This is a genomic window from Mucilaginibacter sp. cycad4 (assembly GCF_034263275.1).
In the GTDB taxonomy this organism is placed as follows: Bacteria; Bacteroidota; Bacteroidia; order Sphingobacteriales; family Sphingobacteriaceae; genus Mucilaginibacter.
In genome coordinates this window covers 377800-390109 of the sequence record NZ_CP139559.1, presented here as the reverse complement: position 1 = coordinate 390109, position 12310 = coordinate 377800, and the positions used below count along the sequence as shown (strand labels likewise).

Sequence of the window (12310 nt, the reverse complement as noted above, 5' to 3'; positions counted from 1 at the left end):
ATGTTAAAATTTTTCGGGTTTAAGGAGTACGTATACCATGTAAATGAACACGGCTACTGCTACAATGAATAGTGCTGCCATGGTGTTAGATTTTTTCGAAGTAGGTTACAGATTTAAAAAAGACCCAGAATACCACTACAAATGTGGCCAGGTAAGCGATTGTGAGTAAAGCATCCATTTTTATGTGTTTTTGCAAAGGGCTTTGCCAAGCGGATGCCAAGAAATTTATTATCTATATAAATAATTGACTATTAAATATTTATATAGATTTAAGATTGAGGTTTTATTTATTTAGGGAGAATTGAACTATCATTTTGATAGGTGATTATCAAAGTGGAAAGCCCCCTCTAAATCTCTCCCTGAAGGGGAGACTTTTGATTTGAGTATTTATCGTCGCCGCTCCGCTTACTGGTCGAAGTTTAGCGATAGCGTAACTTCGTCCCAAAATGAGTTAAGCTTTCAGCTTAACCATAAAAGTAGTTGTTTGAATGCCTGCTACAGCGTAGCCCCGGAAGCAGGATGCTTCCATTGTTTTAGGACGAAGTTACGCTATCGCTAAACTTCGACCAGTATCTGTACCTAAAGAGCAATAAAAAAAATCCGAAATCGAAATTCCGAAATCCGAAATCAAACTTACTCCAACCCGTACTCCTTAAGCTTTCTGTACAACGTTGCAACACCAATATTTAACAGGTGTGCCGCCTCGGCCCTATTCCCATGCGTATGGTTGAGTACCCGTTGGATATGCAGTTTCTCGACAGATGAAAGATCGAACGCTGAAATTGGCGCACCGCTTTTTACCTGTTGCTGTTGAACCTCATAAGGCAATAAACTTTCGTCAAGCACATTACTATCCGTAAGGATCACCGCGCGCTCGACAACGTTTTTCAACTCGCGGATATTACCGGGCCAGGCATAAGCTTCAAGCTTTTCGATAAACTCATCGCTCAATACATTTACCTGTTTTTTTACTTTAAGCGCGAAGTGCTGCATAAAGTATTCTGCCAGTAATTTGATATCTTTTTTACGTTCGCGCAGGGCCGGCAAAGTGATCTGGAACACGGACAGACGGTAATATAAATCCGACCGGAAATGTCCTTCGTTACTCTCATTTAGTAAATTTCTATTTGTAGCCGCCAGGATGCGCACATTAACCTGGGTAGGTTTAGTATCCCCTATTTTAATAAACTGCTGCGATTCGAGCACGCGCAACAACTTGGCTTGCAGATCATGATCAAGCTCGCCTATCTCATCTAAAAATATGGTGCCGCCGTTGGCTTCTTCAAACAAGCCTTTTTTATCTTTAACAGCACCAGTAAACGAACCTGCTTTGTGGCCAAACAGCTCGCTTTCCAATAACTCTTTAGTAAAAGCGCTACAGTTTACGGCAACAAACGATTTTGAGCTACGGTTGCTGGCCTGGTGAATAGCTTCGGCAAAAATTTCCTTGCCGGTGCCGGTTTCGCCCAATAATAATACAGTAGTATCAGTAAGGGCCACTTTTTGAGCCAGCTTGATCACATCACTGATAGCGGTTGATCTGCCGATTAGCCTGTCAAACCCGAACTTATCATTCAGCTTACTTTCCAGCTCGGCAACTTTTTGCTGCAGCAAGGCTTTATCCATGGCCTTGCTTACCAGCGGGATGATCTTTTCGTTATCGTCGCCCTTGGTGATATAATCAAATGCCCCGGCTTTAATAGCTTTTACACCATCGTTAATGGTACCGTAAGCGGTTAAAACAATAATCTCGGTATTAGGATAGTTTTTCTTGATGGTTTCAGAAAGGGTAATGCCATCAATATCGGGCAGCTTAACATCACTTAATACCACGTGTATGGTGTCCTGCTGCAGCTTTTTCAAGCCTTCCTTTGCCGTACCTGCGGTAATTACCTCATGCCCTTCCAATTGTAAAATACGCGCAAGCAAGTTGCGCAGGCGTTCTTCATCGTCGATAATTAATAGCTTACCTTTTTGCATCGTGGCAAATATGACAATTTTGAACCATGATTTTTAGGATTTGAAGATTTCTTGATAGAATAGTCCTAAACAGGAAATACCCGTTCTAAATAATCCAGATCAAAATATCAGGGGATCCTATAATCAAGGTTACCAACGGTAACGCCTTGTCGCCCGCATCAGTTGCCTGTGGCGTTTGGCCTCATAATAATCGCTGGTTACCAGGATGGAATGGATGACGCCGGGGATCCAGAAAAAAAGGGTTAAAAATATATTCAATATAAATGCACCTATCCTGCCGGTAGTAAGGATGGCAAGCGGTGGCAGTAAAAAGCACAGAAAATATCGCATGGCAGTAGTTTTAATGTTTAAACCATTTAGACGATACGCCGGTAAATTTGTTACTGCTTTATTTCTTCGCCAAGATTTGGTGGTAACTGATCGCCAAAAAACAACGCTTTCAATTCAGTAGCATCATTTGGGTTCATTTTTCCGCCTAATATTAACCTCAATTGGCGGCGGCGAAGTGCACCTTCATACAGTGCACGCTCCTTATCAGTTTCGGGGACAAGCTCAGGTACAGTTGTCTTTTGACCATCTTTATCCAGGGCTACAAAGGTGTAATAGGCTTCGTTACTTTTTACTTTAGTGCCCGACGGGATGTTTTGCGCCCAAACATCCATCCTTACCTCAACCGAAGTAGTGAACGCACGGGTAACCTTTGCTTCAATGCTGATCACATCGCCCAGTTTTATCGGCGACTGGAACGATACGTTATCTACCGAAGCGGTCACCACAATCCTGTTGCAATGCTTTTGTGCCGAAATAGCAGCGGCGATATCCATCCAATGCAGCAGGCGGCCACCCATCAGGTTGTTTAGGGTATTGGTATCATTGGGCAATACCAGTTCGTTCATGATGGTGTATGATTCCTGCGGCGATTTTCCGGTCATATTGGGTGAAATTTGGTGCAAAGATACAAAGCCCCCTCTAAATCTCCCCCTAAAAGGGGAGACTTTTGATTTGCTATCGCTATAAGTTTGATTTTAAAGCCCTCTCCCTTTAGGGGAGGGTTTGGGTGGGGTTACTGCTTCGTCACCAACTCCCTGAAACCTACCAGTTCGTCCCAGCGGGCAGCGGGTGGGCGATAATAGGTAAGCATTTGGTATTCGTTTTCGGTTTCAAAATGACTGCCTTCAAAAGGAATATCATCAGCTTTGCCTGTTTTGGCATCTACCCAAACGTATTCGTAATCATATACGCCTTGTTTTAACAGCATGTTTACCGTGTAACGGCCGTTATCAAGCGGGTGCAGCCTGTTGTTTTCGTCAAGCCGGTAATTATTAAACTGGCCAACTACATATGGACTACCCTCTTTAGGGTCTTTACCTGTTGATAGCGTAAAATACACATGGGCATAGTCGGCATCGGTTGCCGGGGTAGTGCCGTCATTATTCAGGATATAAAACTTCCCGTCATTATCGTACTGAAAAATGTAGTTGGGCTGGTCGCGCACCGGATCACCCAACAGCACTACTACATTGGTTGAATCCTTATAAATTTTAGCCACCCTTTGCGAGTTGAGTTTGAGCGTACGGGTATCAAACAGCCTGAACTCATTACGGCCCGGAAAATCATTGATAGATACATCATTATAAATTAACTGTGTACCGCGGATATAAGTGGGCTGCCCGTTAAGCACCGCAGTTTCGGTACGGGCATTTTGCATAATGAAAGTACGTAAGGCATAAGCAGGGTTCTGCACAACAAGCCCCGAATAATCAACCGTAAAATTGATCTTCTGGTTGGTTTGCCGGGTGGCATTATTGGCCGAAGCCACCAAATCGGCGGCAATAGCTACCCGTTTACCCAGCACATACAGCCTGCGGGTAAGCACCATTTTGTTTTGATCACCATTTTCATACACCTTCAGCACATAATTGCCCGATATTTTAGGAGCGATGTTATTGTTAGGCAATGAAATTTCGTAATGCGTATACTTCTGCATGGTACCGGTGGAGTAGTTGTAATTATAGAGGCGGTCGTCGGTAAAGCTTTGCAGGTATTCGGCAGTGGAAAGGTTTGATGAGTTCCAGTTGGCATCGCAATGCTCAATGGTATAATAATAATTATGACTGCCGCCCCGCAGGTCATCAAAAGCAAGCAGCACTTTTTCGTCCGATACCAAGTTGATCACCGGAAAAGAACCCTGCTTGGCAGTGTTATAAAACTCCACGCTTTTTATAGCCGGAGAGTAAACGTTGTTGTTATAGGGTGATTGGGCGAAGGTTGCTTGAATAAACATGGTGAAGATTACCATGCTTAAAAATATCCTCATTAATTTCATTCCTGTTCAATATCTGTTTTATTCTGCAGCCAATACTGCCTAACGTCAAAACTAAACAATGCAACTGACAAAAATAAAAAAGGAGAACCTGTTGCAAAAGTGAACGCTGAACCGCCATTAGTGAATATGTTATGTACCAGGTAAAAGAAGCCTATCCACATCATAACAAGCGCAACAAGCCGCATTATCAATTTCAATTTGTGCGTACTTATAAACAGCAGTAATTGGCCAATTAAAAGAAACAAAGCCCCAGCTGCAATTGAGTCTTCATCATTATTAGTTAATGTTAATGAAAACTTAAGCGTTTTTGCTATCGGAAACGCAACCTCCGCAAATATTACTGGTACTGCTCCATGCCCCATTCCCACAATAATAATACAACTGGTTATTAATATGGCTATGGCAAGCCCACGATATTGGTTGATCATTTATAATTTAGGTTTGTATTAACTTTGATAAACGAATATAAAAAAGCCGCTATTGCAATGCAATAGCGGCTTTTTTATATTCGCGATACTTTACCCCATACTTATCAAAGCCCTCTCCCTTCAGGGGAGGGTTGGGTGGGGCTTACGATTCCAATTCCAAAATCTGCTCGGCCAGTGCTTCCCACTTATCCTGAATTTGTTTCAGTTCGGCTTGCTTAGCACTGTAAGTGGCGTTGGTTTGTTTTAGTTTGGCGCTGTCGCTATATATTTTTTCGTCGGCCAGTTGGGTTTCCAGTTGCTTTACATCTTTTTCAAGGTCGGCAATCTGCTGCTCCATTTTGGCCAGGTCCTGGTTTAATTTTTTAAGCTGCTGATGCTTGTTTTCGCCTTGCGGCTGTTTAACAGGCTCAGGCTTTTTCTCTTCCTTTTTAGGCTGAGGTGCAGGCGCGGCAGCTTTGGGCTCCAGCTTGCGTTTGGCAAACCATTCGTCAAACTCGGCGTAAGTACCTGGATAGATCTTGATCTTCTGATCCTCAATGAACCAGATCTTGTTAGCTACATTATCCAGGAAATACCTGTCGTGCGATACCACGATGAAAGTACCTTCGTACTGCTCCAATGCCTGGATCAGGATATTTACCGATTGCATATCCAGGTGGTTGGTGGGCTCATCCAGTACCAGGAAGTTGGCATCGGCAGTAAGCGCTTTAGCCAAAGCCACGCGCGATTTTTCACCACCCGATAGCACTTTGATCTTCTTGAACACATCATCCCCGGTAAACAAAAACGAACCTAAAATGGTACGCAGCTCGGTATCCGTATGTTTTGGAGCAAATGATTGCAGCTCCTGTAAAATCTGATTTTCGAGGTGTAAAGATTCCAGCTGGTGCTGGGCAAAAAAAGTAGTAGTTACGTTATGGCCGGTGGTTACCGTACCAGTATAATCCTTGTCGGCAGATGCGATGATGCGCAGCAGGGTTGATTTACCTTTACCGTTGGCACCGATCAGGGCAATTTTATCGCCTTTTTCAATTACAGCTTCACCGCCATTTAAAATATCAATTGCAGGATATTTTTTAACGATATCCTCTAAGGTGATTACATGCCTGCCCGATTGTTTGGAGAAACGGAAAGCGAAGTTAACCGAAGGGTTATCATCATCCACATCATCAATCCGCTCCATTTTATCAAGCATCTTGATACGTGACTGCGCCATTTTTGCCTTAGAGGCCTTGGCGCGGAAACGCTCGATCAGGCGCTCTTCCTGCTTTATTTTTGATTGCTGGTTTTTGAACTCGCCGCGCTGAATTTCTTCACGTAAAGCTTTTTCTTCCAGGTAAAAAGTATAGTTACCCGCATAAACAGTAAGCTTACCCTTGCGTGATTCAACGGTACGGTTGATCACTTTATCCAGGAACCACCTATCGTGCGATACAATGATGATAGCGCCGCTAAATGCTTTCAAATAATCTTCCAGCCACTGGATAGATGGTAAGTCCAAGTGGTTAGTAGGCTCATCCAGCAGCAGGATATCGGGTGCCTGCAACAGGATCTTGGCCAGCATTACACGCATCCGCCATCCGCCCGAAAACGTGCTCAGCTTGCGTTTGCAGTCGTCATCACTAAAACCCAGACCAGCTAAAATTTCGTGTGCTTTGTATTCGATATTGTAACCGTCAAGCAGTTCAAATTCGTGTTGCTTGTCGCTTAGTTTATTTAAAAGTTCTTCGCTATAATCCGTTTCCAGCTTCTTGAGCAGGCTCTCTATCTCGTCATGCAGCTGGTTCTGACGCTCAAAGGCTTCCATGGCCACGTGTACGATGTTTTTGTCAGATGAATATGAAAGCAGATCCTGATTAAGGTAACCCATGGTAAGGTCCTTAGCCATTGATATAGTTCCGGAGGTAGGCTTATAGTCGCCTACAATAATTTTTAAAAGGGTAGTTTTACCTGTGCCGTTGGCACCAATTAAACCAATTTTTTCACCGGGTTTAATATGCCAGTTGGCTTCATCATATAGGGCCCGCGCACCAATCTCGAACGTAAGGTTATTTATAGCAATCATTTACGCGCAAAGATACGACTTTTTGAGGTGAAAGGCTAAAGGCGTTGAAATGAGGTTAAAGGCGAAAGGTCTTTAAATGAAACAAAATAGAAAGGCCAAAGATATTCAGAAGCAAAGCCGCAGCTACCTTTAGCCTTTCGCCTTTAAAGAGCTCCGGTAGCTTTCAACCACGTTTGTGCCATGAGCGCTTCGCCAGCTACGCTGGGGTGTACACCATCGAGGTTCCAGTAGGTGGCCGGTGCTGTTTGCTCGGCTTTGTCAAATGCAGATTGATAGGGCACAAACACTGCGCCGAACTCTGCTGCTACATCTTTGGCAGCCTGGCGGTAAGCATCAAATGCAGGGTACCATTTATCATCAACGGCCTTTACATTTTTTTCGGCAAAAGGCTCGCAGATCACCAGTTTAATATCGGGCAGGGCCTGTTTGGTGCGGGTAAGCAATTTTTTATAATCGGTAATGTAAGTTTCAATAGTGCCTGTATAACCGTTGGTGAGTGTATGCCAAAAGTCGTTTACACCGATGTGGATGCTCAGCACGTTTGGTTTAAGGGCAAGACAATCGGTATCCCAGCGGTCGGCCAGTTGAAACACTTTATTTCCGCTGATGCCTTTGTTGTAAATTTTGAGGCCTTTATCGGCGTGCTTAAGCAACAATTGCGATGCGGTAAGCAATGCATAACCCGAGCCTAAAGCGCTTGTGGTATTGGGTTCGGTTTTGTTATGATCGCGGCCCCAGTCGGTAATGGAGTCTCCCTGAAAAAGCACTACATCTCCCTGGTTAAAAGTTATTTTTGGGGCTGGTCTTTCGGCGGCTAAAGCCGATGAAACAATTGATGGTATTCCCATAGCCGCCAGCGTTCCTACAGCCGTAGTTTTTAAAAAATAACGACGGTAGTTTTGTTTGGTATCTTTCATTTGAGGATTATAAAGGTATTTGCCGAATTTACTGAATTGCCGCAATTATTAAAATTTTGTTGGTTTTTGTATCAGGGTTTGTGAAAGGAATATTACATAAATCCAAAAAACTGCCGCAGGTTTTCAACCTGTGGTGCCGCATTAATTAAGCTTTCAGCTTAATTAAAACTGAAGCTGAAAGCCTCGACTATACTCAACCACGAGTTACGCTATCGCTAAACCCGCGGCAGTTGGTAGTAAACCCGCGGCAGATCATTTATCAGCCACAAAATTAATCGGCTTTGCAGGATCATAGGTAACATACATCCGTTTCCAGGGGGCATCGTCTATGAGCCGCCATTTGTGTGCGGTGCCTGTGATATCCTGGGCTATCAGGATCTCGCCGGGATTCAGCATAAACTTTTCGCCGGGATAAGTCTCAAATTCAAGGGTACCGGTAAGGGTGATCACATATTGATAGGCAGGAGCATTATGGTAATCATAAAAAGCATGCGGTTCCGATTCCTGGAACCTGATAGCCAGCGCCTCATTAAGCGGGCCTAATTCAATCGTACCCTTTTCAATATGCGAATGGCCATCGTCGCCGGTGTATAGCCTGTAAGCTTTTATCATATGGGCCAAACTAACATTTAACCGTTAATACCATCTAATTGCAGTATAATTATTGCAAAACAGTGGCGTTCCATATTTATTATGGATGAACTTGCCGGCGTACTTAATGCGAGTAATTATTTCTTTAATCAATAGCTCATAAAAAACACTATTTTTATTGCAGATAATTACAGCATCGATAAAGAGCTTTCTATCCAAACCATGAAAAAACTTTTACTTATTTTTTGCCTTTTTACTGCTGCACACAGCTTTGCATTTGCCGATAAAACCGCTATCAACCATTTTGTAATTAAAGAAAACCCCTTTGCTGTTGATGAGGTTGCCGTAGTTGCCACCGATACGGCAGGCGTGATACAGGAAAATGTAAACGGTGTTTTCACCTTTGTAATGAACGGTTTTACAGAAGAGCTTAAGTTTGACAAAGGCACGGCTTTTTATCGCCACAAGCTTGACCGTTCAAGCTTCCTGTACGCCAAACACATGAACGACGCCGGTACGCATGCCATACTGTATTACATTTACAAACACGATAGTAAACTAAGCCCTTTCCATATCAGCTGGGTATTACTGATAGCTATCCCCCTATTGCTGGTATTGCTGGCCTATATGTTTAAGCGGTTCATCATTATTGCCGTGGTTATCTTCTGTATTTTCCTTTACTTCAACTACCACAATGGGTTAAGTATCCCAACCTTTTTTGAAAGCATTATTGATGGCCTGAAGAATATGTTTTAGAACGAGGGCTCTTTTTGGTAAAAGGCTAAAGGTGAAAGGCAAAACGTGGCTGCAGCTTTGCAAAGGATTATTGTCTGGCTTTTCCTAAAAAACCTTTGACCTTTCGCCTTTTACCTTTAACCTCTAAAACCTTAAAAAGGCAATCCTATACCAAAATTCAGCTGCATAAAATTGTAGCTTTCACCGTTGGCTGTTTCGTACGCTTTTTTGAATGAGCCCTTGCTGAATAGCTCGCCGGCATGGTTAATCAGCACCCATTGGTTAGCTCCGTTAAATTGCGGGTCTTTAAGTTTAAAGGCTGCATCAAGCCTGAAAACGAAGAAGCTTAGGTCGAACCTCAGTCCTGTACCAATACCTACAGCTGTTGAGCTTAAAAAATTGTTCAGTTTAAATTGCCCGTTGGGGTTATCAGGCTCATCATGCAAACGCCACACATTACCCGCATCAACAAAAACCGCACCTTTGAGTTTTGCGCCAAAAAAGTTATTTGCCAGCAGGTACCGGTACTCGGCATTGGTAATAAATTTGATCTCGCCAAATTGATCAAGATATTTCAGGCGGGCGCGTGTATTAACATCAGTTCCATAAAACGAAGCACGGTTAAATTGCCCCGGGCCTAATGTGCGTGGCAACCAGGCCCTGATATCATTGGCGCCACCTGCATAAAAATTCTTTTCAAAAATAAGCTGATTGCTATTACCATAAGGGATACCTATGCCTGGGTTTATGCGGAAAACAAATTGTTTTTCGCCGCCGAAATTTCGATAGATGCGCGTATCAAGCTCAACTTTGGTATACTGCGCAAAGGTATATCCAAAAAGCTTGTGCTGCCCAAGGGTATCTTTAGGCGCATTGGTGAGATTGCTCACCAGGTTAAGGAAATTACCGCCAATATCCAAACTGCCGCGGAAATAGGTAAAATTCTCATAACCATTAAGTTTTATAGCATTAACCTGGTAAGTATACTGGCTACCGGAAGTGAAAACCGTACGCCCGATCAAATAAACATATGAGTACCTGTTTTGGGCAAGCAAAGCAGCCCTTGCAGCCGGATCAATTATACCTCTCGAAAACTCAATGTTGATGGGCGTAATGGTATGTGTTTTATAAGGCGTGTCAAAAAAGTCGTACGTAATAGAATTGATAAAACTTTCGCGCTTAACCAGGTCCTTTTGGTAAAACAATGAATAGTTTGACGAAAATGTAGTATGCGGAACTGCAAATTTACCCAGGAAAGGAAATTTGAACGGAAGCAAAAGGCGCGGATAGACAAGCTGTGCCCCTACCCTAAACTCCTGGTTTTGAATAATGCTGTGATCGTTACCTACATTGTTGCCATTATCAAAAAGGATACTCCAGTTAACTTTTAGCTGCAATATAGCGGCCTGCTTAAACAAATTCCTGTCGGTAAAAGTATTACCCACGTTATAACCGAAACGACCACCGCTAAAAAGCACCTCGCCTTCAATACGGTCGCTCATCCGTTTAAGCGGCACAATATCTATCCGGGTATTAAGCCTGTTGGAGCTATCCTTCAATTTTTCGTAAACAGGGTTGGGCACATTTCTGAAAACATTTAGCTCGGATAAGCGCGTGGTGGTGCGCGTTTGCTTATCAATATCATATACTTCGCCTTTTTTCTGAAAAACGTAATCGGTTACTACCCTTGGCTTAAACCTTTTAGAGTAGTCAACAAACCTGAACTGTGAATCAACCTGTATCGTATCAACTTTACCAGGTGTGCGTCCCTGGCTGTTTGATATCGTAATTAATGTATTGTTGATAGTATAAACCGGGTGCTGCGTTTTCCCCGCCGGATTGTCGATGATCATTTTTACATCAACCACGCTGCTGTTAAAGGTAGAATCGTAGGTAAAATTGATATACTGCCTGTAAAAATCGTAGTAACCGTTATGCTTCATGAGCAAATACAGCTGGTCGCGGTCATAGGCTAAACTATCGGTATCAAATCTGCCTCCCGGTTGTATGTGAGATACCCGGTTGCGGTTACCATTATACAAAGCCTTAATATTATTATCGGCAATACTATCTGTAAACTTACGGATGCGGAACATAGGGCCTTCATTGGCAGTAAAAACCAGCTCGGCCTTCTGCTTTTTGACTATCACACTATCGGTAATTTTTGCTTTAAGATAACCACGGCTGCGAATGTATTTTTCCATTTGCAGCCGTGAGTACTCAACCAGGTTACTATCTAAAACTACGGGAGCTTCGCCTATGTTTTTTTTACCTTTTTTACTAAAGGTGTAGTAAAGCTGCAAATTGAGCCAGTTATTAGGCTGCTGCTCCTTATCCACATAATTTATAGCGGTTTCCGCAAATTCCTCATCAATGCCTTTTATAGTAATCTTGCGTACCAGTGCCTGGTCCTTGCGAATACCACGGGTAATACTGCAGCCCGAACCGATAATAATCAGCAAAATACTTAATATTGTAAGGCGGTAAACAGCAGGCTTAGTATATGCTTTCAAAATCACAGATCAGTTTATTAAAATCCTTACAACATAAAAAATTCCGTAAAGAGCATGGTTTGTTTTTGGTTGAGGGCTACAAATCAGTTGTTGAGTTTGTAAACGCTGCATACCAGGTTGATGCCATATACCATACCTCCGAAATTGCTCCAAAAATGATGAATTTATCCCGAAAAATAAATTTTCAGGAAATTTCATTGACCGATCTGGAAAAGATCAGCAGTTTGAAAACCCCGCAGGAGGTAATTGGTTTGATTAAAATACCAAAATGGCCCCGATTAAATTATAACTTACTGAAAAACAAGTTCTCACTGGTGCTTGATGGGGTGCAAGACCCCGGCAATATGGGCACCATTGTCCGCACGGCCGACTGGTTTGGCATTACCGATATTATTTGCTCAGAAGATACTGTTGATGTTTATAACCCTAAAGTGGTGCAGGCTACTATGGGCTCATTAGCACGGGTAAATGTGCATTATGGTGATTTAACAACTATCCTTCCCGAAATAAAGCTTCCTTTATTTGGCGCCATGCTCGATGGCGAAAATATCTACAGCACCAATTTCGGCCATGAGGGTTTATTAGCCATGGGCAACGAAGGAAATGGCTTGCGCCCTGAAATACAGGAGTTAATAAATAAAAAAGTAACTATACCCCGGATCGGTTATGCCGAATCACTGAATGTAGCCATAGCCACAGCCATATTATGTTCAGAAATAAAAAGAAATTCGTTCAAATAAATTTGCCCGCTAAAA

Annotated in this window: 12 protein-coding genes; 2 read left to right on the top strand and 10 right to left on the bottom strand. The window is 42.8% G+C overall.

All coding sequences use genetic code 11. From position 1 onward, the window contains the following. Positions 1-3 precede the first annotated feature (3 nt). The 9 genes from kdpF to SNE26_RS01740 all read right to left on the bottom strand — a co-directional run bounded on the left by kdpF (position 4) and on the right by SNE26_RS01740 (position 8328). Entirely contained in the window at positions 4-81 is a 78-nt protein-coding gene (kdpF, locus tag SNE26_RS29505; protein ID WP_373695595.1) for a K(+)-transporting ATPase subunit F, read from the bottom strand. A 552-nt stretch (positions 82-633) separates the two neighbouring features. Further along, positions 634-1980, bottom strand: a complete 1347-nt coding sequence (locus SNE26_RS01775) for a sigma-54 dependent transcriptional regulator (RefSeq protein WP_321557667.1) — start codon at positions 1978-1980, stop codon at positions 634-636. Positions 1981-2109: 129 nt separating this feature from the next. Beyond that, entirely contained in the window at positions 2110-2310 is a 201-nt protein-coding gene (locus SNE26_RS01770; protein WP_090531506.1) for a YqaE/Pmp3 family membrane protein, read from the bottom strand. A gap of 50 nt (positions 2311-2360) precedes the next feature. Next, complete coding sequence (locus SNE26_RS01765) at positions 2361-2912, bottom strand: acyl-CoA thioesterase (protein WP_090532037.1); 552 nt, start codon at positions 2910-2912, stop codon at positions 2361-2363. 131 nt (positions 2913-3043) lie between these two features. After that, the gene (locus SNE26_RS01760) at positions 3044-4297 is read right to left on the bottom strand and encodes a DUF5103 domain-containing protein (protein WP_321557666.1); all 1254 of its coding nucleotides are present in this window, start codon (positions 4295-4297) and stop codon (positions 3044-3046) included. A gap of 5 nt (positions 4298-4302) precedes the next feature. Beyond that, positions 4303-4734: a hypothetical protein gene (locus SNE26_RS01755; RefSeq protein ID WP_321557665.1), complete on the bottom strand. Its 432-nt coding sequence runs from the start codon at positions 4732-4734 to the stop codon at positions 4303-4305. 142 nt (positions 4735-4876) lie between these two features. Next, a complete protein-coding gene (locus SNE26_RS01750; protein WP_321557664.1) occupies positions 4877-6799 on the bottom strand; it encodes an ABC-F family ATP-binding cassette domain-containing protein in 1923 nt (640 codons plus the stop codon). 143 nt (positions 6800-6942) lie between these two features. Then, on the bottom strand, positions 6943-7716 hold the full coding sequence (locus SNE26_RS01745) for an SGNH/GDSL hydrolase family protein (RefSeq protein ID WP_321557663.1): 774 nt from the start codon (positions 7714-7716) through the stop codon (positions 6943-6945). A gap of 252 nt (positions 7717-7968) precedes the next feature. Further along, the gene (locus SNE26_RS01740) at positions 7969-8328 is read right to left on the bottom strand and encodes a hypothetical protein (RefSeq protein ID WP_321557662.1); all 360 of its coding nucleotides are present in this window, start codon (positions 8326-8328) and stop codon (positions 7969-7971) included. A gap of 201 nt (positions 8329-8529) precedes the next feature. Between SNE26_RS01740 and SNE26_RS01735 the strand changes: the two genes are divergently transcribed. Further along, a complete protein-coding gene (locus SNE26_RS01735) occupies positions 8530-9063 on the top strand; it encodes a hypothetical protein (RefSeq protein ID WP_321557661.1) in 534 nt (177 codons plus the stop codon). A 131-nt stretch (positions 9064-9194) separates the two neighbouring features. Here SNE26_RS01735 and SNE26_RS01730 read toward each other — a convergent pair whose 3' ends face one another. Next, positions 9195-11555, bottom strand: a complete 2361-nt coding sequence (locus tag SNE26_RS01730) for a BamA/TamA family outer membrane protein (RefSeq protein ID WP_321557660.1) — start codon at positions 11553-11555, stop codon at positions 9195-9197. Between SNE26_RS01730 and SNE26_RS01725 the strand changes: the two genes are divergently transcribed. Next, entirely contained in the window at positions 11546-12295 is a 750-nt protein-coding gene (locus tag SNE26_RS01725) for an RNA methyltransferase (RefSeq protein ID WP_321557659.1), read from the top strand. The two genes, SNE26_RS01730 and SNE26_RS01725, sit on opposite strands and share 10 nt — an antisense overlap. The last annotated feature ends 15 nt before the right edge of the window (positions 12296-12310 follow it).

Excerpts from the sequence above, each read along its gene's own strand:
- SNE26_RS01740 (WP_321557662.1), bottom strand. The coding sequence starts at position 8,328 with ATGATAAAAGCTTACAGGCTATACACCGGCGACGATGGCCATTCGCAT.
- kdpF (WP_373695595.1), bottom strand. The coding sequence starts at position 81 with ATGGCAGCACTATTCATTGTAGCAGTAGCCGTGTTCATTTACATGGTA.
- SNE26_RS01770 (WP_090531506.1), bottom strand. The coding sequence starts at position 2,310 with ATGCGATATTTTCTGTGCTTTTTACTGCCACCGCTTGCCATCCTTACT.
- SNE26_RS01750 (WP_321557664.1), bottom strand. The coding sequence starts at position 6,799 with ATGATTGCTATAAATAACCTTACGTTCGAGATTGGTGCGCGGGCCCTA.
- SNE26_RS01760 (WP_321557666.1), bottom strand. The coding sequence starts at position 4,297 with ATGAGGATATTTTTAAGCATGGTAATCTTCACCATGTTTATTCAAGCA.
- SNE26_RS01755 (WP_321557665.1), bottom strand. The coding sequence starts at position 4,734 with ATGATCAACCAATATCGTGGGCTTGCCATAGCCATATTAATAACCAGT.
- SNE26_RS01745 (WP_321557663.1), bottom strand. The coding sequence starts at position 7,716 with ATGAAAGATACCAAACAAAACTACCGTCGTTATTTTTTAAAAACTACG.
- SNE26_RS01725 (WP_321557659.1), top strand. The coding sequence starts at position 11,546 with ATGCTTTCAAAATCACAGATCAGTTTATTAAAATCCTTACAACATAAA.
- SNE26_RS01775 (WP_321557667.1), bottom strand. The coding sequence starts at position 1,980 with ATGCAAAAAGGTAAGCTATTAATTATCGACGATGAAGAACGCCTGCGC.
- SNE26_RS01765 (WP_090532037.1), bottom strand. The coding sequence starts at position 2,912 with ATGACCGGAAAATCGCCGCAGGAATCATACACCATCATGAACGAACTG.
- SNE26_RS01735 (WP_321557661.1), top strand. The coding sequence starts at position 8,530 with ATGAAAAAACTTTTACTTATTTTTTGCCTTTTTACTGCTGCACACAGC.